This window comes from Nostoc sp. DSM 114159 (genome assembly GCF_053470285.1).
The window spans coordinates 3429053-3453555 of record NZ_JBPFEH010000001.1 but is presented as its reverse complement, the minus strand read 5'-3'; the positions used below and the strand labels follow the sequence as shown (position 1 = coordinate 3453555).

General features: G+C 37.9%; 17 protein-coding genes and 2 pseudogenes. 3 read left to right on the top strand and 16 right to left on the bottom strand.

What is annotated here, in order from left to right; translation table 11 throughout:
• Positions 1-285: 285 nt before the first annotated feature.
• Positions 286-3585, bottom strand: a pseudogene (locus ACR5KR_RS14195) (phycobilisome rod-core linker polypeptide); the annotation flags it as partial.
• A 1114-nt stretch (positions 3586-4699) separates the two neighbouring features.
• On the opposite strand from ACR5KR_RS14195, the gene ACR5KR_RS14190 reads away from it, so the two are divergent.
• On the top strand, positions 4700-5824 hold the full coding sequence (locus ACR5KR_RS14190) for a glycoside hydrolase family 2 TIM barrel-domain containing protein (protein ID WP_448266977.1): 1125 nt from the start codon (positions 4700-4702) through the stop codon (positions 5822-5824).
• A gap of 227 nt (positions 5825-6051) precedes the next feature.
• On the opposite strand, the gene ACR5KR_RS14185 is transcribed toward ACR5KR_RS14190, so the two are convergent.
• The 8 genes from ACR5KR_RS14185 to ACR5KR_RS14150 form a co-directional block, all read right to left on the bottom strand.
• The gene (locus ACR5KR_RS14185; protein WP_448266976.1) at positions 6052-7437 is read right to left on the bottom strand and encodes a hypothetical protein; all 1386 of its coding nucleotides are present in this window, start codon (positions 7435-7437) and stop codon (positions 6052-6054) included.
• Positions 7438-7511: 74 nt separating this feature from the next.
• Positions 7512-8705 (bottom strand): glycosyltransferase, encoded by a 1194-nt coding sequence (locus ACR5KR_RS14180; RefSeq protein WP_448266975.1) that lies wholly within the window; start codon positions 8703-8705, stop codon positions 7512-7514.
• A 67-nt stretch (positions 8706-8772) separates the two neighbouring features.
• Positions 8773-9762, bottom strand: a complete 990-nt coding sequence (locus ACR5KR_RS14175; protein WP_448266974.1) for a hypothetical protein — start codon at positions 9760-9762, stop codon at positions 8773-8775.
• Between the two features lie 152 nt (positions 9763-9914).
• Positions 9915-10697: a glycosyltransferase family 2 protein gene (locus tag ACR5KR_RS14170; protein WP_448266973.1), complete on the bottom strand. Its 783-nt coding sequence runs from the start codon at positions 10695-10697 to the stop codon at positions 9915-9917.
• Between the two features lie 44 nt (positions 10698-10741).
• Complete coding sequence (locus ACR5KR_RS14165; RefSeq protein WP_448266972.1) at positions 10742-12073, bottom strand: EpsG family protein; 1332 nt, start codon at positions 12071-12073, stop codon at positions 10742-10744.
• Between the two features lie 95 nt (positions 12074-12168).
• Complete coding sequence (locus ACR5KR_RS14160) at positions 12169-13137, bottom strand: glycosyltransferase (RefSeq protein ID WP_448266971.1); 969 nt, start codon at positions 13135-13137, stop codon at positions 12169-12171.
• 46 nt (positions 13138-13183) lie between these two features.
• A complete protein-coding gene (locus ACR5KR_RS14155; protein ID WP_448266970.1) occupies positions 13184-14665 on the bottom strand; it encodes a lipopolysaccharide biosynthesis protein in 1482 nt (493 codons plus the stop codon).
• A gap of 66 nt (positions 14666-14731) precedes the next feature.
• Positions 14732-16876: a GumC family protein gene (locus tag ACR5KR_RS14150; protein WP_448266969.1), complete on the bottom strand. Its 2145-nt coding sequence runs from the start codon at positions 16874-16876 to the stop codon at positions 14732-14734.
• Between the two features lie 661 nt (positions 16877-17537).
• On the opposite strand from ACR5KR_RS14150, the pseudogene ACR5KR_RS14145 reads away from it, so the two are divergent.
• Positions 17538-18225: pseudogene (locus ACR5KR_RS14145) on the top strand (IS1 family transposase).
• Position 18226: 1 nt separating this feature from the next.
• On the opposite strand, the gene ACR5KR_RS14140 reads toward ACR5KR_RS14145, so the two are convergent.
• A complete protein-coding gene (locus ACR5KR_RS14140) occupies positions 18227-18433 on the bottom strand; it encodes a hypothetical protein (RefSeq protein ID WP_448266968.1) in 207 nt (68 codons plus the stop codon).
• A gap of 142 nt (positions 18434-18575) precedes the next feature.
• On the opposite strand from ACR5KR_RS14140, the gene ACR5KR_RS14135 reads away from it, so the two are divergent.
• Positions 18576-18989, top strand: a complete 414-nt coding sequence (locus ACR5KR_RS14135; RefSeq protein ID WP_448266967.1) for a type II toxin-antitoxin system HicB family antitoxin — start codon at positions 18576-18578, stop codon at positions 18987-18989.
• 60 nt (positions 18990-19049) lie between these two features.
• Here the strand turns inward: ACR5KR_RS14135 and ACR5KR_RS14130 are convergent, their stop codons facing one another.
• The 6 genes from ACR5KR_RS14130 to ACR5KR_RS14105 are packed head-to-tail and all read right to left on the bottom strand — an operon-like array spanning position 19050 to position 24467.
• Positions 19050-20108 carry a glycosyltransferase family 2 protein gene (locus ACR5KR_RS14130; RefSeq protein WP_448266966.1) on the bottom strand — a complete coding sequence of 353 codons (1059 nt, stop codon included), beginning with the start codon at positions 20106-20108 and terminating at the stop codon, positions 19050-19052.
• Positions 20109-20120: 12 nt separating this feature from the next.
• Entirely contained in the window at positions 20121-21089 is a 969-nt protein-coding gene (locus tag ACR5KR_RS14125) for a glycosyltransferase family 2 protein (RefSeq protein ID WP_448266965.1), read from the bottom strand.
• Positions 21086-22126, bottom strand: a complete 1041-nt coding sequence (locus ACR5KR_RS14120; RefSeq protein ID WP_448266964.1) for a polysaccharide deacetylase family protein — start codon at positions 22124-22126, stop codon at positions 21086-21088. Before ACR5KR_RS14120 ends, ACR5KR_RS14125 begins: the two co-directional genes overlap by 4 nt.
• A gap of 11 nt (positions 22127-22137) precedes the next feature.
• Complete coding sequence (locus tag ACR5KR_RS14115; protein WP_448266963.1) at positions 22138-22863, bottom strand: class I SAM-dependent methyltransferase; 726 nt, start codon at positions 22861-22863, stop codon at positions 22138-22140.
• Positions 22860-23117 (bottom strand): hypothetical protein, encoded by a 258-nt coding sequence (locus tag ACR5KR_RS14110; RefSeq protein ID WP_448266962.1) that lies wholly within the window; start codon positions 23115-23117, stop codon positions 22860-22862. Before ACR5KR_RS14110 ends, ACR5KR_RS14115 begins: the two co-directional genes overlap by 4 nt.
• A gap of 57 nt (positions 23118-23174) precedes the next feature.
• Positions 23175-24467, bottom strand: coding sequence for an ABC transporter ATP-binding protein (locus ACR5KR_RS14105; RefSeq protein ID WP_448266961.1), 1293 nt, complete (start codon positions 24465-24467; stop codon positions 23175-23177).
• Between the last annotated feature and the right edge of the window lie 36 nt (positions 24468-24503).

The following is a 24503-nucleotide window of genomic DNA, read 5'->3' as shown; positions in this document are numbered from 1 at the left end:
TGCTACGGCTAATAAATTACGAGTTTGCTTGAGTCAACATAAGTACACAAGCTTTCAAACTCAGTTACCTTCCGCAAAACATTTTCCGGCATTCTGTTGAGCATTTATGACTGCTCTTAATACTTTGTAATATTGCTTTTCAGAATTTGCTGTTCTAACTGCAATCTGAGAGCGGGATTACGAAAGGTTACGAAGGGGACAGGGGATAGGTTACAGGGGATAGGGAACAGTAAATAATCTGTACCCTATTCCCTATTTTGGACTCCCTACTCCTTAATCAACCGCTACACTGCCAAGGTAGTTACCTACTGGCACAGATGGGAAGCGGTTGTAAGGTACAACATCTTCACCGAAGTAGCGGCTATATTCTGGGCTTTCGACTATTGCTTCTACAACGGCTGACAAACCACTATTGGTTAGCAAGTTGTTGTATTGCACAATTTCTTCCTGAGTTGCGGGTGTACGCCCCAACAGATGACGGAAGAGGAACTCAATGACCTTGGTATGAGGATAAGGTGATAGGAAGCGCTGGCGATAGATTTGGGAACTAGCTAGTTCGCGCACAAACTCCCGCACGGAAATTTCACCATTTTGGAGTTTGCTATCTAGGTCAGTGCGACGGAAATTATCAGGCACTTCACCGCTAAATATATCCAAGACTTGACGATAAATGGCGTTGATTGCCTGTTGTTTTTCGTCTTGGTTGGTGTTTTCTGTTAAACGGTAAATACGTGCATGTTTACGCACACCCTGTTCCACGGATTGTCCGCTAGCATCGTTGTAGGAACGACCCAGTTCAGCAAAAGATGGCTGACCATTTGTTTGGGCTGCGATATCTGCGATCGCCTGTGCCAAAAGCGGTGTATCGTTACTAACTCCGACACGGGCTTGTACTGGCTTAAAGCTTGGTACAACCACGTCATCGTTTTGCTTGGTCAGCTGGTTGTAAAGCTTCTCTGTATTCGGGAAGTTTGCCGCTGGCAGGGTCGGGAAGCGGCGGTAAGGAACAGTATCTTCACCAAACACCTGGTTATATTCCACACTATCTACCAAAGCACCAATAAAGGCACGAATACCTTGAGTAGCCAAAATTTGGTTATACTTGCGGATTTCTGCTTGGTCTAATGGCGCACGTCCCAAGAAGTGTTTGGTTCCTAACTCAATCACTTTGGTGTTGGGGTAAGGTGTGTAGAACTCTTTCAGGTAGAGGTTAGAGTAACCCAAACCTTCAATAAATTCCTTCACGCTAATTTCGCCATTCCCCAGCTTGCTTTCCCATTTGCTAAATTCGTTTTTGGCGATGTATGGTGCAATATCCCGCTCAAATATCTGACGATAGGCAGCGCTGATCAAAGTTTTGACTGCAACCTTGTCAGTAGTATTCGCCACCAATTTGAAGATTTTGGTTTGTTCCCGTTGCTTGCTAACACCTTGGTTAATGCGGAATTGAATATCTGGTTCTGACCGCTTTTCTGTCACTGTACCCAGTGTCACAAAGCTTGGTGTTACCTCCTTCTGGACTTTCGCGGCAATATCATCACGAATGCTACCAACACGTAATTGTCGCCCTGCTACACCACCAGGAGTCAGATACCGTTCGTAAGGAATTGTATCTTCACCAAAGGCTTCGCTGTATTCTACGCTGTTAATAATGGCATCAACCACCGCGTAAAAGCCCTGTTTTGAAGCAATATCAAAGTACTTGTTGATTTCTTGACGACCATAAGTCGGACGACCCAACAAGCGGCGGTGAATATACTCGATCGCTTTACAAACATACAGCGATGACCAGTACAGATTGCGGAAGACATCCGACTTAGCCAAAGCACGGATAAATTCCCGTACTGAGATGTCACCATTTTCCAGCTTGATTTCTAATACCTTCGGGCGCTGACCTTCGTAGACATCGCGACCAAAAACTTGCAGGTAAGCAGCTCTAATTACTGCTTGCGTGGAGCTTTCGGAGTATCTGATACTAGAACTTTTGGGAGCCTTTTTACCTCTAGTACCAGGCAGTTGGTCTAATTTGAACACCTTGGGACCAAGGGTACCAGGAGCTTCACCCCGCGCTTTGGGATTACTATTTTGGTTATTAATCCCTGCTCCTTGGTGAATCAGGATGCGTTTGGTATCCTTGCTAAAAGGAGCCGGACTGGTACTGGGGTTGCGAGTTTCTTTCGGGAAAATCGCCCCAAACTGAATTTCCAAGGGGTCGTTACCAGAACCGTAGGGATGTTGATCTGGTAGCGGTTGCTCGTAAGCCGCAAATGTGGTGATGAACTGAGGTATCTTGCGGAAAGGCGCACTGTAGTTAAACAGGTCTTGCTGAGGCCCCCAGTTGCGACATTCTTGTGCTTCTTGACCTAGACCCCGCAGGTAGGGTACTGTTTCTTCGCCAAAATAGTCGCCGTATTCAGCAGAATCTACTAAGGCATCTACTAAGGCTGGTAGACCACCATTAGAAATAATCGAGAAGTATTTTTGTACTTCTTCTCGGCTACTTGGGCCCCGTCCTAAAATGTGACGGAAAGCTAGTTCGATGACTCGGCTGTTAATAAAAGGCTGGTAAAACTGTTTTTGGTAAAGGGGAGATTTAGCTAAACGACGGACAAACTCTTTCATCGAGATGTCGCCATTCTTCACCTTGGATTCTAGGTCAGATATGGACAAACTATAAGCACGGCTAATGTCGCGCTCAAAGATTTGTCGATAGGCCGCTTTCACTACCTCATTTTTTTCGCTACTGGATAACCCAGTCTTCATCACAAACTTGGGACGACGTTCTGAGGCATTGAAGTAGATTTGCGGCAATTCTAACCCTTGCTGGTCGCTAGAAGGGCGTTGGCGCAGTTTATTTGAAGGTGTGGCTGCTTTGAATTCTGTTAACAAAACATCCATGTACTGAGACACAATTTCTGTACCCTCAGCATCGTTGCGGAAAAATGAAAGTGCCCCAGCTTTGATTTCTTGTAAAGCTACTAGCGTGGCTTCTCCAGAGCAGGCATTTTCAATGATTTCCCGCAAACCCCTTGTATTCACCGCTATGATGTTGGGGTCGCCAGCAACGATCGCATAAGTAGCGTAGCGCAAGAACCAGGATAAATCCCGCAAGCTCTTGGCCATGTTGCTTGGGCCATATCGAGCAATGTTAATTGGTCTGAAACCTGGAGGTGTCGGGCCGCTGGGGGATGAGTTAAATATTGAGCGTAAATTTTCTAAGAACCCGCCACGACTTTCAACGTAGGTTACAGTTCCCAGTTGCATCCCTTGCTGAACATTAGCACCGGCAACAGCACTAACAGGTACTATTTCTACTTCTTTGGGCTTTTCTAAAAAAGCCATTGGCGAACCACCGACAAAAATTCGGTTAGCAGCTCGAGACACAATAATCTCGGCATTGTCGGTCAACGTCTGAGAAATTTCTAGACGTTTTGCACCAGATGCAAAATAGCTTGCCAGTTCATTTAGTTCACCACTTCCCAGGAAACGGTCTTGCTGCTCCGCTTGGGTAATTGTGGATACAGTTAGGGTTTGATATAGTTGCGGACGCGCAACCGAGCTTCCACCACTCGCCTTAACACTCATCGGATTTGTAAAACTCCCATCATAAGCGTTTATATGTTAAGTCTGGATTGTTTTGAGGCTTGACACATCGGCGTGTCTATGCTTTATGAGCTTGAGAGTATTGCCTGCAAAACTGCCAGTAAATTAACCCAGTTAGCTTTTAGATTAGAACGTTTTGCGTTCTCAAGGCGGATTTATTAAGAAGTATGTAGAACCTGTATCTTCATCTCCAGTCTTAAAAGTGCATACCCCAGTTTATCTGAGATTAAGTCTAAGTTTTGTAACTTAGTCGTAGGTTAGAAACTGTCTACCGATTTCTTTTTTATTTAAAGGCATAGGCACTTCGCCTTCTGGAAGGGTAGGGGCACAGAGGGAAGCACAGAGGCAGGCAAAGAATTGGCTATATGCATTAATTAAAGGTTGCACTTAGTCACTGTCCAGTGGTTATTCGTTGATTTTAAGTGATTTTTGTTACAAGTAAAGGTATGTTAAAACTGACACTAAAGGATAAATAATTTTAATGTGTGGTAGTTTAATCTGGAAATAGTCAGTATTAAGATTAAGGGTAAATGCTAAGAACAAAAGTTTTAAATTTAACTATTGATTCAATGCTAATTTATGTGCGATCGCAATTATTTTCGCTGTCACTCCGCAAATGCGCTTCCAGAGAAAATATCAGCACCGTTGTCAAGTGAGCAAAGACTAGATTTCAAATACCAACTTTGGTATACAACAGTGAAGTCCACCACTACGACGATACCAAATTAAATGTATAATTTTATACTTATATTTATGTCACTTTTTCAAAAGGGACAGTGACTAAAGAAAGCATAACTGTTAGTGGTAGCGATCGCTTTAAATTGACTACAAAAAATGCTAACGCAGTGAAACTGTTACAAGATATTTATAATTCTAAATATTGCGAATGATTTTCATAGAACCAGCATATATCACCAAAGTTAGACGTGACCAGTTTGATCGCGGACAAACAGTTGCTTACATCGCTGCTGAGGTATGAGGTAGGTACTCAAATGTCCTTGAATTAAGTTGCAATGGTTCATAGATAATAGCAAATATTGCCAAACCAATCAATGTGATGTTTAATTAAGCTTGTTCTGAAATTTAATATTTGAGAATGATAACGCGACGTAAATTTCTAGCTTTAATTCCTGGTTTTTTATTAGCTACTACTAGCAGCATACTTGTCAGTTTAAATCCCAAAAAATATTTAACTAATCGAAAACGAAGTTTACCCTTTTTCTTAGGATGGTATGACAATATCAATAATATAGATGTACCACTCAAAGCATCTTCTAAAGGAATTGACTTATTAATGCCCTATGTTGAAAAAGAAGGCAAGGCAAAAATCCAGGCATTTTTGGATGCTTCTAAAAAAACATCAATAAAAATCTTGCTTGAGATTCCTCGTCCTTTAATCGAATCAGAAAATATTTCAGGAGTAAAAGACTTTATTCGTACTTATAAAAACCATCCCTCCGTTTATGCTTGGTATCTTTATGATGAACCAGAAATAAAAAAACCTATACCACTTTCTCCAGATTTATTAAAAAAGATATACAAAGCTATTAAGGAAGAAGATAAATCGAAGCCAGTGGGGTTAGTTTTTGCTGACATAAAAAAAATTGAACCCTACACTGATGCAATGGATATATTGATGTGGGATCGTTATCCATGCGAAGAGGGAGTTGCAGAATTCCAATGGGTATCATCTTACCGAAATGCACTATACAAAGTCATTTCCCTAGCTGATGTTAAAAACAAAAAATTTTGGAACGTAGTACAAGCTTATAGCGAAAATCAGTCCAAGAAACGATTACCAACTAAGCTAGAATTTCGCTATATATTTTATTTATCAGTGCTGACAGGGGCTGATGGGCTACTATTTTGGATACACTATCTCTCTCCACCTTCCTGGAAAGAGTCAGTTTTGTATCCTACTATTAAAGAATTTCGAGACTACATTCCTACAATCATTAGAGGAGACAGTTTAAGCAATCCAGTACAAGTAAACAACTCAGATGTAGAAGTTAAATTATTCCCTATTATTAATAGTACAAAAACATTAATGATAGCTGTTAATCACAATCCGACTCAAATAAATTTCACAGTAAAACTTACTCAGATGTTAGCTGGTAAAATAGTTACTTTTAATAAAAAAACTATTACTAACTTATCCAGTGAGGCAAGTTTCAGCACTCTTTTAAATCCTTATGAAGTTCGGCTGTATCAAATAGAATAAGTTAATAAACAATTGAGTGGAAAACAATTATGCGTTGCCTCAAGTACGAGTGTAGGGACAATTCATGAATTGTCCCTACGACGCAGGACACGACACAGGACGTTTGTCTATTGTAGTAGAATGGGCTAGCGAATCGCGTAACCCATACAAGTGTAGTGTTTCGCGCCTCAACTCAACCTACGTAATTTACAATTTAATTAGTCGTTGCTACTTATTAGCTTTTGTTTTTAAACTAGTGCAGTTCCCTTCATAAAATCTGCTTTGGGAATGTCTAATAATTCCAAAATAGTTGGAGCGATAGAAAGCAGAGAGACTTTATCTTCATGAATCGAATGCTGACAGCTTGGTTTGCGAATCCATAAAAAGCCATCGGGATGATGCATACCACTTTTAATATCTTCTATTTGGTAGAAAATTTGAAAAAATGGTATTGATTTTTCGCTATTAGCAATACTCAGAGTTGCATCGTTTGATAATTGGTCAAAAATACCACAGCCACCAAAAACATCTTTGCCATTGCGCTTTAATCGCATCATCAAACGCTGATTAACTTGCAAAGCTAAAAGCTTTTGTTCAGCTTCAGTTGCATCCTGCTCATTTTCAAAGCGAATATAAAATTCTTCAGCCATTACAGGAGAGCAAACATACTTGCTATTCACACCTGCGAATTCTAATACATTTTCAAATTTGCGCGGTCGATATAAGCGTTTTCCTCCTGAACTTTCATAAGTCAAGCAAGGCTGTTGACTTAAGGCTGTTGACAACATTAAAGTCGTATTGCTATCTACTAAGCTTAAGAAATTAGCTATCAACTTATCCATTTCTTGATAGCCAAATAGAATGGCTTTTTCGTATTCCATCTGCTCTGTTGCTGACGGCTTAACTTGAAACTTATTTGGTTCCATATTGCGCCAGTACATGTGCTGAAAATGAGCTGTGCTATTGATAAAAAAAGTTGAAAAGTGAGGTCTAAACTTTCGGTAGTACCAACTGAATAAATCAAACTGAAGTTTGTCTGCAATAGTTGCACGTTGCCAGCGCCACTTTGCTGTGATTTTCTCACGAATTATTTGTTGGACAATAGCACCGATGGTCTGTAGTGAAAGTCCGTGGTTACTCATAAAGGTCAAAAATCTAAGATAATCTGCACGGCTGACAGGAACAGAATCATTTGTGTGTTCTTGCACTTGCTTTTGTACAAATCGGAAGTATGGCAATAATTCAGCAGTATTAGGAGTTACTTTCGTACTCCAAAAATCTGGCAGAATATACCCATTTAATGGAGAATTATAGTTCGCATTCATGCTGCCACAAACCCAGACTCTTAATCCGGCTTCCGAAAGAATATCCCAGAGAGATTTTGATTTTAGTTTATATCCTTCATCAAGAAGAAACACTTGATGTTCGCTATAAGGTAAACCAGAATGTACTGTCACCCATTGAATCCAAGGTTCTAGAAATGGTGGTTGTTCTTCCGCATCGGTTGTGTAAACTGCTGACTCTTCATAAAGTCGCTTAAAGTTAGGTAACTTTTCTTCTTGAATAAAACGTTTAATCAATGAAGGACAAAGCTCATTAAATTCTAAAAGTATTACGGATTTGTCGGACTCCATAGTTATATCTCCAGTAATAAACTACTCTTTTATAAGATTGAATATGAAATGTTAATATATCAAAATTAGCTAATTTAATAAATTTGGCTAATCTTTTCCTTACTTAGAATCTGAGTATAAACTTTTTCCATTTGATAAGATGCAACCTCCCAACTATGTTTTTCAACGACAAATTTTCTTGCTTTATAGCTAATTTGTCTAGCTAATTCAGCATTTTGTAGCAAACTAATTGTAATTTTTGCAAAATTTTCTGGACTGTCTGCTAGCAGCATTTCTCTCCCAGGTTCTGCTTTCAAACTACCCAGTCCAAGAGTGGTAGTAACTACAGGTAGTCCTGATGCCATAGCTTCTAAAATTTTGTTTTGAATGCCTGAACCTGATTGCATAGGAGCAATTGCAACATTTGCTTGCCTCAGGGTTTGTGGCATAGATTTTACAAAACCTGTAACTGTTACTCCAGGTATTTGCTCTAAACTGCGAATCTCTCTAGAGGGATTAACACCAGCAATTATAAGAGAAGTATCAGGAATTGTTTGCTGAATTATTGGTAAGCATTTTTTAACGAACCACTTCACTGCATGAACGTTAGGAGCATAACTCATATTGCCCGAAAAAATTAGAGTTGGTTTGAGTGGTGGTTGTTGTTGTAAGCTAAACAATTCAGTATCTATACCATTTTGGATAACTGTTACCCGCTCACTAGGGATAACTTTTCTATCTTTGTCAGATACAACAACTATAGAATCAAAAAAAACGTCCAAACTCTGTTCATATTTAATGATACGAGAAAGTTCTTCTTGAAAAATCCAACGTTGGGGCAAAGATTCTAAAGCAACACGACGCTCTAAATTTAGTTGCATCGAATCTATGATTTCTATAACTTTGGGAATCGAAATATTCTGAAAATAAGGAGATAATCTAAGCAAAAATATATGTATTAAATCAAAATTATTTTTTGATAAAATTGAATCTACTTTAGATTGAAAATGATTAGAACTATAATAAGCTACTTGTAGTGGTAATTGAAAGTTAAATATTCCTTTAGCTACGTTAAGAATTGACTGCCACTTAGGAAGGCGGACTGTGTGTATTGTTTGGCAGTAAGGGCTTATGTAATCAATATTTTTTAGTTCTGAAGGATCTTCATAAAAAGTAAGTAACGTAATTTCGTGTCTTTGACTTAAAGTACGAAGACGATGATAAGAAACAACTTGGTCTCCTCGCAAAAGAGGGTAAGGAAATCGTGGAGTAACAAAAAGTAGTTTCATAATTTTCAGCGCTCATTTGTTATTGGTTGATTGCTTGTTAAAAAACGTAAAAAGTTTAGTTTATCAGTTAATGCATTTCCAATAAATCTCTTAAAACTTTTGATATATAAGTATCTGAATGATTTTCTTGAAAGTATCTTATTGCTTCCCAGTATCGGTTTTCGTATTCATTGACATCCATAGTAAATAAATTATGTATACATTTTAACATTGCATTTTGATCGTTAAAATCAATCAAATAGACAAATTTCAAACCTTGAAGATATGAAAATGTAGGAATATCATTAACAATTAACAATTTTCCATAACTCAAGGCTTCAGCTACCACACCACTTTGAGTTGAGTAAGAGTAGGGAATAACAACAAAATGTGTTAACCCTAATAAAAATTTTTTAGCACTATTGGAAATGAAACCATTAAATCTAATTATCACTTCTTCATCATAGAGAACTTGAACATTTCTGTCACGTCCACCACGAATGAATCTAACCTTTTCTGGATAATGCTTGTTTATAATATTTACCAAATTCAAAAAACCTTGAGGATTCTTATCTATATCAGACCGACCTAGTAATGAAAAAGTTTTGGCATTATCCCAACTTAACTTTAATTGTTTTAAATTACTTTGCAATATGTTTACATCAGGAGAAACAAAGGATAAATTCAACTTATAAAGTTTATCATAATTAATAAAAGTTTTAGCTTTCAAAAGAGCTTCATTACTAGGTACTAAAATTTTATCTGCTATATAGCCAAATAATAAATGGTAAATAAATATAATATAAGCTTTTAAAGGGTTAATTCTTGCTTTTTCAAATTTAGGTTCATGCATTAGATAATATATTTTCAATTGCTGATTAAATATTCGGCTAATCACCTTTAAAACAAAGGCTAAAACCAAGTAATCTGACTGAATTAGAAAGAAAAAAACTGATATTTTATCTTCTATTTTCAAATTTATCAAACTTTTGATTAACGACCAACTATTCTGTACATTTATAGAATATAAGTAATTTATATGATTATTCTCTTTATCACAATCAGCATTTAAATTCATTGCTTTACAAAAAGATTCCGAGCAATGATGTAACATCGGGTTTTTTGGTCTAAAAAGATATATTATATGCATTTTTCACACTGTATTCAGATAAAAATATTGTAAAGTATCGATGGTATTATTTATCAATAAAGGAATATTAATTAAATTACTCATTTCTTTTTTAAAACGAAAGGTGAATCAATCTTTAAATAACCTTTTAACCTTATTAAAGCATTAACAATCCTAATAATTAATTTATCGTGGATTTTTTCAGCATATTTCAAACGTATATTTGAATGCTCAATAATTCTCTTCTGAGTTTGACTAGAAACTCCTCCAGGTTCCCGTATTGATACTACTAAAGGTAAATAAAATATTTTTACATTTCTCAGCATTCTGATAAACAATTCATAGTCCATAGAAATTTTAAGAGATTCATTATAATGATAATTCTTATGTAAAGAAGTTTCACAGAAAAAACCCTGGTGGGGTAAAAACATAAAATATTTTAGAAACTTTGATGAAAGTTGTGGTGGACGATAAAGTATAGTTTCTCCTGCAAAGCTTGTAGTAACTGTGATACCTATGGCACATTTCCATTTATGCTGAAGGTAGCTTTCCACAACTTCAGAAATTACTGTTGTGGAAAAAAATACATCTCCAGAATTTAAGAATAAAATTAAATCTCCATTAGCTTTTTCCAGACCTTTATTAAAGGCATTTGATATACCATTATCTGGTTCTGAGGAATAAGTGTACATCTTGGAATGTGAATATGACTTTAAAAGTTCTTTAGTCCCATCATCAGAATTTCCATCAATAATAATGTGCTGTATACCTTTATAATCTTGTTCCTTTACTGACTCCAAAGTTTTGTATAAGCCATTTGAATAATTCTTTGATATAGTTACTATCGAAACTAAACAATTAATCATAAATTTATCCTGAAACATATTGCTGATTTGTAACTAAAAATAAACTTGTATTTGAAATTAGGTTAATGCAAAAAATGTTCAATCACTTGACTGAGATTATAGCTCAATGGCTTACCTTCCAAAACGACAATAAAGTATTCATTACCCTGTCTCTTCGGCATCCAATAAAATGTATAGGTAAGGACAGATACTAAGGCGAATAATATCAAATATTTTGAGGTTTTTTTAATGTTTTTTTGTACTAATAGAGATAAATATGGAATATTAACAAGCCATAAAGGAAAATATAAAAAATTATATAATCCAAGTCTGTAAGGTAAGAAATTGAATGGTCCAGTTAGTACAATCATTATGATTTGCAATCTTCCAACAAGTCTTAATGATTCTAAAAGATTAGATAACTTATTATTCTTAATTTCATTTATCTCATTATGTGTAAAGAATAAAGGATTTTGGATTTTTAGAAAACATAGTAAAGTAAGCGCAACTTGAAGTAAAAACACTGGATTTTGAAAATCTACAAAATTTTCCTTATCTGTAGAGTCTAAAAAAGACTTAGCTTTATTTGATGCCAAATCGCCATTTACACTAAAGCCTATAAGAAAGTTTTGTGTAATTGAGGTTAATAAACTCTGATTAAATATTAGTAACAAGAAACTGACAACTAAAATAATTAAAGAAAATCTAAAAACTAATTTACTGCTTAGTGAAATGAGTTTTTTATATCCGATTTGTTTGAGTTTTTTACTTAAAAAATACACGAAACGTTGAGATATTATTATAGCAAAAATAGTGAAGCTTGCAGAATGTATAAATATAGATAAAATTCCTAATACATAAAAAACAATATTTTTTTGATTATAAAAACTAATTGCTAGAAAAAGAATAGATAATGACAAGCTCGATCTTAAGAGAAAAAGCGGGACTCCCAAAGCGGGTGCAACCAGACTATAATAAACAGCCAAAATTATACATGCTAGCTGTGCTTGGTTTAATCTAAAACATATTCTCAAAATTGCAATAGTTGACAACGTATTAAATATTAGAGCCGTGGTAAGTAGGAAAAATTCTTGATTATCATCTATAAAAATACTTAAAAGATATTCGTATACTTTATATAATGGCTCAAATCCGTCATTATCTAATTTTAATTGAGTAAAATCAAATAGATGAATATTCTTAAACGAGTCAATATATACTTGTGTATCAGCGACAGGTATAATAGTTGCTGATATTAACGAAGTGACAATAGCAGAGGAAAAAATTAGAAATAAAGCGATATAACCTAATCTTTTTTGTAGAAAAAAAATTGATGTAAAGCAAGCTAGTGGAGGATAGAGAATTGGGACAATAAATAGAATTGGAATGCAAATGAAGAACAAAATTATATTCATAAGAGTTTGCTTTCTTACTTATGTTAACCAAAAGTAACAGGTATAAAGAATAATAGGCAAACTGAAGTTGACTATAGTATTAAGCAAATAAATGATTACTCGAATATACTCAACCAAATAATGCGCTCTTGACTATGCATCGTGAGTATGGCAAACAAACCGTCAATTTGACCTTTAGTCCACTTCCACTTAATGAGAGTTTCTATTTTTTTATCTTCGTTGATGAAAGCTGCGATCGCACAAAGTATTGTTTCCAATAAATATTTTAAAATACGTAGTATGGATACAGCTAGCCAGACAAAATAAGAACGATTCCAACGTAGAGTAGCTATATAAGGAGCTGCAATACCAAAGCCGTAAACCATATCCGCGAGATAAGTTTCTGATATGCGCTTTGTAGGAATAAAATGGTGTAACACGCAATCAGGTGTATACCAAAGTTCATAACCTGCGTTGAGAATTCGTAAAACTATCTCAGAATCATCCCCTGCTGTTAGTTTTGTTCCTGCTCTACCTGTGAGAAATTGTTTATTTAACCAGCCGCTTTTCTCAAGAGCAGTTCTGCGAATAACTAAACCTGCACCGGCAATATGAAAATTACTGCGATATAACTGTTTTGCATCGTCTCCGCGATCGCAAGCGGCAAATTTCACTGACTCCTTGATAAGTATAGGGGAAGGAGTCGTTTCCCAATCCAATACTATTTTTCCACCAAATGCACCACAGTTTGGATGAGATGCAGCAAATTGTATTGCTTTATCTACCCAATCTTGTGATAAAAGGCAATCATCATCAACAAAACTAATCCATTCACTAGTTGTGTTTTTAATTCCACATAAACGCGCATAAGTTAGTCCTTGTTTTGTCTCTACTATCCGACGCAAGTTAGGCATTAATCGTGAATTAATGTGCTTATCAACAATATCAGCAGTTTCGTCTGTACAGTTATTATCTACTACTAAAACTGTCCATTTTTGATTGGAAGTCACTTTCTGTAAAGAAAGCTTCGTGAGAACGCGGTCTAGTAACTTAGCATTGTTGTAAGTGCAAATTATAATATCCATTAGTTGACGATCGCCTCAATTAAATAATAAGTTTAGTTATCAAATGTCATCTTTTGCTAGTCGCATACCGACTTAGCAGCACAGAGATTGTATTTTTATGAGTCTTTGCTAACCAGAATAAGAGAATCATATTTTGTATTAAAAACATGATGGATTGAGCTATGTAATTATTAGGAAGTAGGAAATGGATTAACATTACTAGAGAAAACCACGAAAGCGGAAATAACAACCATTTGAACCAAAAATAAGCCCGAATCGATAAACGCTTCATGCCAAATACAGTGACGAGGAATGTTGTTAAATATCCACAATTTCCGAAAATTGCTCCGATTAAGCCAAAATTATATGCACCAAAAGCAATTAGTAATAGTGAAGAGAAACTACCCAATAACTGAATAAAAGCACAAGTTTTAACTGCCTTTGTTGCTAACAAAGAGTAGTAACCAACCGCATGACATGAATAAAATGCATAAATTGCTGTGGCAATGCAAAACAAAGTTATGTATTCGCTTGTAGTTTGCTGGTCAAAGAATATCCTGACAATTAATGGAGAAAGGGTAATTAAACTAGCTCCCATTCCTAAAGCAACTAACCCGTTGATTTGGGTAGCCTGTTTAACTTGCTGTTTTAGTTTATACCTATTAATGTCCTGATGTTCTATTAGATTGCTTAAACTTGGGAGTAAAGGCTGTACAGGTAATGCGGAAAATGAGTTGATTTGTGCGGTGATATCAGTAATTGCTGCATACACCCCAACCACCTGAGTACCTAGCAAACTGCCGACAATCAACCGATCGCCTCGACTAAAAAGCGTACTTCCTAATGTATCCAGCCATATCATTAAGCTGTAACCTCCCACTGCCATTGCTTTTTGTTGATTCCAACGAGGGCGAAGGTTGACACCTTTAAGTAGCGATCGCACGATCCAAATATGACCCAACAAACTCACTACACTGGTTAAAGCCTGCCACTGCATTAACTCAACCGTGCGACCCCCTAGCCAAACTACTGCCAACATTCCCACACTCAGTAGCACGCACTGCATTGTATTCAGCACGTTCATCAAGTCATAACGCTGATAAGCTTGTTCGACACCAACCAAAGCTTGTTGCAGCAATCGCGCTGCTACTACTAACCCACCAATTTGAATAGCCTGTATAACTTTTAGCTGTTGTTCTTGCCCTAATTTGGGAAATAAATTGATAATTCCTTCAGCACCCATCCAGAGAGCAACTGCTGCTAAAGTTGCTAATATCAGCATTGCCCCAAAAGTTACGGTCAAGGTTTGCGACAGATTATCAATATCTTTTTTTCCTAAGTCCTGGGAGACAAATACAGTTGTGGCTGTCGAAAGACCCGCTTCTGCTAAAGTAACCATTACCACTACCGCAGAAGCCAGAGTCCATAACCCATACTCTTCAATTCCAAGTATGCGAATTAATACGGGGATAATCAGTATACCCAGTCCAATTCTGATTAATCCCGCTACTGAGTTGTAAAAACCATTCTTTAATAAGCTGTTTTTCACCCTTGTATATTCTCGTTTAATATAATTACTTTCCGTGAAAATATTAAGGCATAGGAAATATGTATATTAGGGAACTTTCCTTCCCCCAAGCCATTGCAATTCACTGCTATTTTTCTCGTAATAACCTTTGTGACTGTAGTAAATCGAACCACCTTCACTCGCAATTCCATTTACCGCCATTCCCAAAACGGGTGATCGCGCTTGCTTTAACATCGTCTTCGCAGTCTTGGCAACAGCTAAGTCAAGCACTTTGGGACGTACAACTAGCAATATCCCATCCGCCATCTTGCTTAATATCAAGGCATCACCAAACAAACTGAGTGCAGGTGTGTCAATAATTACATAGTTATACTTTTTAGCAGCCTCTTGGATTAATAAAGACATCCGCTGCGAACCTAGTAGTGCTGCCGGATTAGGTGGAATTGTCCCAACGGTTAGCACGTCCAAGTTAACCAATACTTCTTGGATAGTGCGGGAAAACTCTACTTGACCGACTAAAAGATTACTCAGTCCTACCAAGTTGGGTAATTTCCAGATTTCTTGTTGGCAAGAGTGACGCATGTCTGCATCTACCAACAGCACTCGGCATCCCATATGCGCTTTAGCTACTGCCAGGTTAGCTGCCATAAATGACCTGCCTTCACCTGGAGTTGAACTAACTACGGCAATTACTTTTAGCGGTTTATCAAAAACGGTAAAATCTAAGTTCGTCTGAAGTATCTCAAAGGCTGAATTTGCTGCGGAGTAAGGATTGTCTCTCATTGGCAGTTCTACTAAATACTCTTTACCACCTTTAGATTTTTGACCCAAGTGAGGAATTGTACCGAGCAAAGGATAATCAAATAGCTGTTGAGCTTGCTCAAGAGTTTTCAGGGATGGATCCATAGCTTCCAACATCAAAGCTATCCCTACACCCAGCAAAATTCCCAAAAATCCACCCAGCGCGAGGTAGAGTGTAATTTTGGAAGTTGCTTTGTTGGGAACTATAGTAGCCGCAGATATTACCCTGGCATTACCGACATTCTGATTTACTACGACATCGACTTCTTGGGATCGCTTTAGCAGTTCTTCATAAGTAGATGTAGCAACTTGCAACTGTCGCTCTAACTGCTCCTGTTTTTCTTGCAGTTGCGGTAAAACACTCAATCGTCTTTGAGAAAGTGTGTATGCATTCTGCAAAACCGTAATTCGGTTAGCTAATGCTGAACGTTCTACATCCGACTGTACCAGTTGGGCCACTAAGGTCTGCTTGAGTTCTCCCATCCCTAAATTCTGGGCTGGTACAGATTTTTCTCTATCTGCATTCTCAAAAATTCGCGTCTCTAGCTGCTTTTTGAGGGCTGCTTCTTTTGCTAACAAATTAACGATCGTAGGATGTTTGTCTGTATAACGAGTCTTCTCTACTGCTAACTGGTTTTGTACCTGTTGGTATTGTGTTAATACTTCCTGCACAGCTTTTGATTGACTTAAATTCCCCATATCCACAGCCTGCTGCGAATTCAATCTCAATTGACGTTGCAGAAGTTTTGAGCGAGTCTCAGCATCCGTTAAATTTGCCTGGACTTGGGTAATCTGGTCTGATAAGTTTGCGAGTTTATCCACTCCTTTTGCTGCTTCTTGCTCTAAAGCAATTACCCGATTTTCTTCTTTAAATCGACGCAAAGCTGCTTCCGATGTAGCTACCCTTGCTTCAACTTCAGGCAATTGCTTGCGTAAAAACTCCTTTGCCACTGTCGCTTGGGCTTGGTTAACGTGAATATTGTTCTCCAGATAATATCTCATCAGCGAATTCACAACATCTGCGGCTTCTTTTGGATTGCTGCTGCTATACGAAATCGCCAAAATATCTGTACCCCGAACACTCTTAATTTTGACTTGTTTGAGAAACTCATTTATTTCCAAGGGTGTTCCTTGCTTATCTACCAACCTGAGACTAGCAATAGTTTTCTCAACTATTGGATTAGAACGAATGACCTCTGCTTCTGTATCCAACGGACTGTTGATTTCAGTCACACTTCTCAACTCCCCAACTTGTGCCGAGGGATTTGTCAGCGAAGAAACGCGGTCAGTTTTACTGAAAAGCAACTTACCTTCTGCTTCATAAATTGGTTTTTGCTTGATGGCATTTAAAGTTGAAAGCCCAAAAATAGAGGCAGTCACCGCAGCTATAATTAGCCAACGCCTTTTCAGAAGTAGCGAGTATTGCTGCAAATCTAAGGAGTTTTTGGTCTTCTTGGTTAGAGGGCATGGAGTATGTTACGAATACCTGAAATTGTTTTTACTAATTTTGCGTCACAATTTTGGTAGTCCAAGATAGCCATTTGGACATAATTAGGATTAATTACTAATTGTTTGTATAAAAAATCATAATCGAAGTATCCGTATTTTTTAAAATGTTTGCTTTTTATTAGATTTCCTTAGATTTATCCCAGAAATATTATCTGAATGTCAAGGTGTTTTTAATTTTTTTTCTAAAATTTTAAATTACATTAAAAAGCATTTATTTTAACTCATTAAGTAGAAAAGCATAAATATTTATAGTTGAGGTCGGGCAGGAGGTAGAAGGCAAGATATAGGAGGGAAGAAGCTTTTAGCCTCATTTATCTGGGTTAATATGATTATGTTTTTTTTCACCCACTTACTTCTTTGGTATTAATTTACTAACAGCATTTCAACAGCTTGCATAAGCTTTTTTTTTATTTTGTTACTTTGTGAACAGCTACTTGAACAGCTAATATACGCTAATTAAAAAATTAAATATAAAGTTCAGATTGACTACACTCATGGCATAATGCAAATGTCAAAAGAACAACCTTGATGCCGTAGTATAGTTCGTACAGCCAATGCAAGTTAGGCGTTGCATAATTAAGGGATGAACTGTCCTCATTGTGCATCCACCCATATTCGTAAGAACGGGCATCGACGTGGTAAGCAAAATTACATTTGCGTATCATGCGATCGCCAATTTATAGAATCATATTCAAAATGAGGTTATTCAAATGAAATTAAAAAACAATGTTTAACAATGTACGTTAACGGTACGGGATTTCGTGCCATAGAACGGCAAACGGGAGTTAACCATAACACGATCATACAGTGGGTTAAAAAGGCGGTTCAACCATTAGCAGATGCACCTGAGCATTCAGAAATTCCCGAAATAACCCAAGTAGATGAACTAGAAACTTTTGTTGCTAAAAAAAAACAAGATATGGCTGTGGACAGCCGTGAATAAAAGATATCCAGGGATTTTAGCCTGGGTTTTGGGAGACCGTAGTGCTAAAACATTTGAAAAACTATGGAGAATTATAAGATGCTGGAAAAGTTATTTTTATGTCACGTGAGGCTTCGCAGTTTATCCATGTTTTATTGATGACGGAGACCATATTGTTAAAAAAACTTATATGACCAGAGTCGAAGGAGAGAATACAAGATTAAGACATTATTTAGCCCGGCTTCATCGTAAAACATTATGTTATTCAAAATCAGAAGAAATGCTAAGACTTTCAATCAAATTGCTACTGCACTACCTGCATGACGGTACTGTACCCCTTCCGGTCTAATTCATCCCGCAAATATGCAACGCCTCGCGCCGTTGTTAGTGGTAATTTCTACACAGGTAGAAAAAGAGAGAACGTCAACTATTACAACTACATCACTAATAGGAACGAGTTCAGCAACTCCTTGCGGCCCCCATTCGCAGCGTAAATTAAACTCTGATTGGTTGTAAATCATTGGTGCGATCGCAAAAGACAACATGATAAAAATCAAACCATAGATAAGTAAGCCAGTGTAAATTCTTAAAGGTTTGTAGTTATCTACGAAACGCTACGCTAACACGTACAAACTCTCAAGTTAGCAGTAAGTAGGTCAGCAGTTATAATCAATATAAAACTTTAAGGTTGGAAATATTATGAATTTAACTGTAAAAACTTATTTTAACAATACTGCACCAAAGTTCAATTATGATGTGCTGATTGAAAATCAACCAGATGGTGGAGTTAGTGCGACAGTGCTAGGCTTGCCAGATTTTAAAGGCTTTGGTGTGACTAAAGAAGAAGCACTAGAGAAACTAATTCAACTTTTACAAGAGCGAAAACCAGAAATAGTAACTTTGGAAATTGAAGCTCCCCAAACCGAACATCCTTGGATGAAATTTGCGGGAATGCACAAAGATAATCCTCTTTTTCCTGAGGTGCTGGAATGCATAGAAGCTGACCGAAGTCAAATTGACTATAATTATTCTCATAATGAGAATTGTTGCCTTAGAAGCTCCTTCTTCAGTGGTTGTGCAAGGCTGACTTCAGCTAATTGCTCCATAAATTAGTGTCTCTCCTAGAGATTATTTTTTGAGTAAAGGTTTTGATGACTACTCAAATACGTTTAGCTATTTATTGTACTTCCGTTCAGGTATTGTTAGCCAAGTCAGAGGTGTCGGTTTATCCGAACCAGCACCTGGAATGTGAGAATTGTGGCGAGACAATTGCTGAGTAGCTTCACCCTTATCGCTGGTGCAAGTGAGTGCATGAGGCTTTATCGATTTTTTAAGTTTCAGTAATCGATTTTTAACTTTCAACAGAAGAAATAAAAACAGGTTGTTGTAGATTAGTTTTGTCCTTCGAAACCCTCTTAGCACTTCCTTGTCCTTGATGCTTTGTTCAGACAAATAATCTGCCATCCAATCCAAAAAAATCAAGTAAGCAGGCTCCGGTTTGAAAGGGCTATATTCTTTATCCGCAACTGCACAGCAAGATTCTGAATGGGCGCGATACAGATCGAAGCACTCTTCGATCACATACACAGGAAAACGAAGATACACTTTGTTAAAGAAAACTCGATCTTCGTACATGCCCCGAAAGGACTCTTCAAATCCAGCAACTTCTTCAAATACTCCACGACGGATTAAAACGCTACAGGTGCCAGGGGTACGGGCCTGATTACGCCAAATAAGTGCAGCTAACGTTGGTGGTTGGTAGAGCCGATTCGGTTGAACTCCAGTACCTAAAATATGTATGAAGTCTCTTTCTTTGTCTTCAGGATTCCCTGTCCAGCTATGCCAAAGTTTATTGGGACCACAAACCATTGCTGCTTCAGGCTGGGATTCTAGAATTGCAGCTTGTCGCTCTAGTTTTCGTGGTAGCCAAACATCATCGGAGTCTAAAAAAGCAATGTATTCTCCTTGTGCATGGCGAATTCCCAAGTTGCGAGCAGCACTCATACCACGATTTTGGTGACTTTCATGTTCGAGATAGCGTACTTTTTCAGGATACTTTTTTGCGTATTGTAAGGCAATTTTTGTACTTTCATCAGTAGAACCGTCGTCTACCAGCAATAGCTCCCAGTTGTCGTAGGTTTGGGCAAATATGCTTTCTATAGCTTCTATAAAGAATTGATTTCCTGCATTCAAAAAAATGATGATACAGGAGATTAATGGTTGATTCTTCATAAAGAATGTTCCTCATACTCCCAATTTTTCTGCTTTGATAAGTAATTTTTGTAAGGCTATGCGCTTTAATTTCTGTTTAATCCGGCTCATAATATACAGAGTATTTAATAGAGAGCTTAAGATTGGGTGACGATATGACCATAGCTCCTTTTGGACTACCCCCCAGGCTTCAGTGTACTTGAACCCTTTTTCGGATAAATATTGCTCTAACCAGTTCAAAAAAACTGGACGTTGCAGGTGCCGATATTCTTTTTTAGTTTTTTGTGCGATCGCACAGCAACTGTTAGGATGTTGTCTATACTTATACCAGCACTGACTGGCTACGAATACAGGGAATTGGAGACAAATCTTTGCACAAAAGACTTGATCTTCATACAGGCCTCGGAACGTATCTTCAAAACCACCAACTTTTTCTATTACCTGCCGTCGCACCAGCATTCCTGATATGCTAATTTTCATTTGTAATAACAACAGGAATAGCGTTGGTGGCTGGATTACGGTGTCGAGATACACACCTGGGTTCTGCAAAAACACTTTAGGGGTATCTACAAAGTCCCGCCCTGTATCTTCAATATTTCCAGTCCAGCTATACCACCATTTTATTGCTCCATAAACCATAGCAGCCTCGGGATGGAAATCTAAAATAGTTGCTTGTTCCTCCAAAGTATGCGGCGACCAGATATCATCGGCATCTAAAAAGGTAATAAATTCACCTTTGGCATGGCGGATACCTAAATTGCGAGTTGCACTCATACCGCGATTTTGGTGACCCTCGTGTTCCAAATAGCGGATTTTTTCCGGATATTTTTGTATGTATCCCAAGGCAATTTCTGTACTACCATCACTAGAGCCGTCATCCACCAGTAATAGTTCCCAGTTTTCATAAGTCTGGGTGAATATGCTTTCGATAGCTTCTATAAAGAACTGCTCACCAGCATTAAAGAAGATGATGATGCAAGAAATTAGGGGTTTGCTAGTCATAATTGACAATACATTGACAACCAACGGGCAAAGGTTTCGCCGTCCCAATTCTCAACGACAACACGGGGTAACAAAAAACGGTTGTTATTTTGCTGAACTCGATCAGCAATACTACAACAGGCACAGTTAAATCCTGCTTCTTGAACAAGAGGAATTGTATCGCTTATATAACTACCATTAGGATAGGAAAAACTCGTGACTGGATGTCCGAGAATTTTTTCCAGATAATCTTTACTTTGCTGAATTTCATCTCGTTGTGAAGCTATTGGAAGTTTAGAAAGAAACGGGTGTGTTACGGTATGAGCCCCAATTTCGATCAGTCCCCCTGACTCTAATACAAGCATCTCCTCATTGGAAAGAGAGCGATGGGTTGAGCGACCTACAGCTTCAGTGTTTGCCCAAATAACTAATTCTTCTAGCAGCTTACTGCGCTCATAGACAGACAAAAACTGCAACAATTGATACAGCGAGCGATAGAGGGTATGGCGTGTAGAATCTTCTCCTGGTTCTCTGTCCATCCGCCAATGGCGATCTCGCTGAAAATCTGTTTCACTGTAATGTTTTGCTTCCCCCAATTCCCATTGGTAGGTTCTACTATTAATATTTAACTGGAGTAAATCCGGTAATGTACCAGGTTGTAGTAACAGTCTGTCTAACTCATCCCACCAAAATTCATGCTTCTGGTCAATCCCACCAGTAGTCACAAAAACTACAGCTGGGATGTCGTACTTTTCTAATAAGGGTTTGGCATTGTATAAGTTATCGGCGTAACCATCATCAAATGTGACTACAATCGACCGATGTACTGGTTGGCGATCGTCAAGCTTTTTTATCAATTCCTGTAAATGCAGTGGATAGCCATATTCTCGTAAAACTTCTAAGTGTTCAGCGAAGTGTTTTGGTGTTACACATAGTGACCAGGGATCTGAATTTGCTTCAGCTACACGGTGGTACATTAAGATGAGCGCACCAGGAAAAATTTGGTTTTTTAGCTTTGAGACTGTACGTACCACTTTGTTGCTGAGTCTGCCTAACATAATTACTTTCCCTATTTCATAGCTCTAGCTGAAATTAAGACCTGGTACTCAGGGTCGTGATAGTCTAGCTTTGATTTTTGCAATTCTTCAGTTGCCAAGCCATGCAGAAAAGCGATCGCACTTAACACGTTTCCGTAGGCTGTAACTTCTACTTTGTCTTGGTCAAAAACTTCCTTAAATAGCCTTTGGGTTGAGAGAGTGGTAAAACTCCAGTATTGTCCCCACCGTTCCATGTCTTCGCTGCTAATTTGACTTATACCGGAAACGGTGACGAGTAAAACTCCTCCTGGTTTTAGAATCCGGTGGAGAGTTTTAATTGCGGCTCGAACATCGTAAATAAATTGCAGGGCTTGAGTGAGGATAATGCAGTTGAAAGTGTCTGAGGGCAGATGGTCAGCGTTTGTTAAATCTGCTACAATCGTTGCTTTTGGATTACCTGTTTCTACGTGAAGGACATCGCCTTTAGTGATGCGATCGCGACCAAATTTGTAGGTATAAAGAGGTTCTTTAATTTCTAGTACGTGCCCTTGAATATCGTTTGCATGACAAGCAAGAAAATTTTCAATGTAGTATCGGTCAACTGGTAAACCTCGGTCGAAGCCAAAATCTCTGCTAATAGGGTTGACTCTTTCTAAGCTACCAAGGTGTACCCATCCTATTAAGGGACGACCGCGCCGTATACTTTGCAGCCAACGATATACAGGAGTTGGTAATTTCTTCGCCAAGCTGATGTTCATGATACTACCTCAGCTTTTACGGCTCTAACAGTCATTAAGACTTGGTATTCGTCGCCGCATAATTTAACCGCTATAGCTAGAACAGAAGCAGGTAATGATTGAAATGCAATGGACTTCACAATCCTTTTCATACGGTTCTTCCAATAGTCAAGATTTTTTAACGGGTAGTAGACTTTAGGATTACGGTAAGGCAATAGCGCTTTGTTAAGCGCTTTCAGAAGCTTAGGGTTTGTGACTTCTTCTTTTATATACATGGTTTTTTATGTCGGATAAATATCCTATTTTGCTGATTCAAATCTAAATTTAAAGAGTTATAATTTTGCTAATTCCAACTCCGAAATGCTAAAATTACAAGCTACTAAACCATGAAAACTGCTTCCCAATGCCTCGGATACAATATTAGTTACCTCTATCTCAAATGCAGACTCTAAATAATCTAAAGGCTCATCAGTTGCAGTTTTACTAAGCCACAATCCAACTATATAAACTCCTGGTGTAATATACAATTTATCTATTTTTAGTTGTAATCTATTACGGCCCTTTCGGAGGAATATTGTCTTACCTAATGAACAAATATCAGCATTCACTAAAATAGTTCCTAATTGGCTATATATAGTCACGGCAAGACTACCAATAGACTGTGATAAATCTGATTCAATATCTAATAAAAATTCCAGAGAACCATCTGAATATGGTTGAAATGCAACTTCTTTATTGAGGCTACTGTAATTAACAGCTAAAAAGCGAGTTTGCCCATTACCTCTTCGACTTACATTTGATAAATTAATCCATTCACCGGGAGAAGATTTATAAAAATTACCAGCTAGATAAAGTGGAACAATACTAGCTGTATCTCCATAGGAAACTAGTTGACCCCTATTAAGCATTAGACACTTAGAACATAGCCTTTGTATTGCTTCCATGCTATGGCTTACAAATAACACAGTTCGACCTTGCTCTTGAGATATGTCTTGCATCTTACCCAAACATTTTTTCTGAAACTGCACATCCCCCACCGCCAGAACTTCATCCACAATCAAAATTTCTGGCTCCAAATGCGCCGCAACTGCAAACGCCAGCCTCACATACATCCCAGAGGAATAGCGCTTCACTGGTGTATCCAGAAACTTCTCCACCTCCGCAAACGTCACAATCTCATCAAACTTTCGCTTAATCTCCGCATTCTCCATCCCCAAAATCGCGCCATTAAGAAAAATATTCTCCCTTCCTGTCAGTTCTGGATGAAAGCCCGTCCCCACTTCTAGCAAACTCGCCACCCGCCCCGTAATCTCAATACTGCCATGAGTAGGCTCCGTAATCCGGCTCAATAGCTTCAGCAACGTCGATTTGCCCGCACCATTTCGCCCAATAATTCCAACCCGATCGCCCTGCTTAATTTCAAAGGACAGATCCTTGATCGCCCAAAACTCCTCACGAGAAGGATTTTGGACTTTGGATTTTGGATTTTGGATTTTGCTGAATAAAGACTTTGCCCCATCCGCCATCACATCCCGCAACGACTTATATTTACTGCGTCCCTCCTGCTGATGGCTCAACACATAGCTTTTACTTAAATTCTCAACCTTAATCACCGTATCCGACATCGATCCTCCAAACTCTGCTAACAACTCCTGAAGCCC

Excerpts from the sequence above, each read along its gene's own strand:
- ACR5KR_RS14190 (WP_448266977.1), top strand. The coding sequence starts at position 4,700 with ATGATAACGCGACGTAAATTTCTAGCTTTAATTCCTGGTTTTTTATTA.
- ACR5KR_RS14185 (WP_448266976.1), bottom strand. The coding sequence starts at position 7,437 with ATGGAGTCCGACAAATCCGTAATACTTTTAGAATTTAATGAGCTTTGT.
- ACR5KR_RS14180 (WP_448266975.1), bottom strand. The coding sequence starts at position 8,705 with ATGAAACTACTTTTTGTTACTCCACGATTTCCTTACCCTCTTTTGCGA.
- ACR5KR_RS14175 (WP_448266974.1), bottom strand. The coding sequence starts at position 9,762 with ATGAATTTAAATGCTGATTGTGATAAAGAGAATAATCATATAAATTAC.
- ACR5KR_RS14170 (WP_448266973.1), bottom strand. The coding sequence starts at position 10,697 with ATGTTTCAGGATAAATTTATGATTAATTGTTTAGTTTCGATAGTAACT.
- ACR5KR_RS14165 (WP_448266972.1), bottom strand. The coding sequence starts at position 12,073 with ATGAATATAATTTTGTTCTTCATTTGCATTCCAATTCTATTTATTGTC.
- ACR5KR_RS14160 (WP_448266971.1), bottom strand. The coding sequence starts at position 13,137 with ATGGATATTATAATTTGCACTTACAACAATGCTAAGTTACTAGACCGC.
- ACR5KR_RS14135 (WP_448266967.1), top strand. The coding sequence starts at position 18,576 with ATGAATTTAACTGTAAAAACTTATTTTAACAATACTGCACCAAAGTTC.
- ACR5KR_RS14130 (WP_448266966.1), bottom strand. The coding sequence starts at position 20,108 with ATGAAGAATCAACCATTAATCTCCTGTATCATCATTTTTTTGAATGCA.
- ACR5KR_RS14125 (WP_448266965.1), bottom strand. The coding sequence starts at position 21,089 with ATGACTAGCAAACCCCTAATTTCTTGCATCATCATCTTCTTTAATGCT.
- ACR5KR_RS14120 (WP_448266964.1), bottom strand. The coding sequence starts at position 22,126 with ATGTTAGGCAGACTCAGCAACAAAGTGGTACGTACAGTCTCAAAGCTA.
- ACR5KR_RS14115 (WP_448266963.1), bottom strand. The coding sequence starts at position 22,863 with ATGAACATCAGCTTGGCGAAGAAATTACCAACTCCTGTATATCGTTGG.
- ACR5KR_RS14110 (WP_448266962.1), bottom strand. The coding sequence starts at position 23,117 with ATGTATATAAAAGAAGAAGTCACAAACCCTAAGCTTCTGAAAGCGCTT.
- ACR5KR_RS14105 (WP_448266961.1), bottom strand. The coding sequence starts at position 24,467 with ATGTCGGATACGGTGATTAAGGTTGAGAATTTAAGTAAAAGCTATGTG.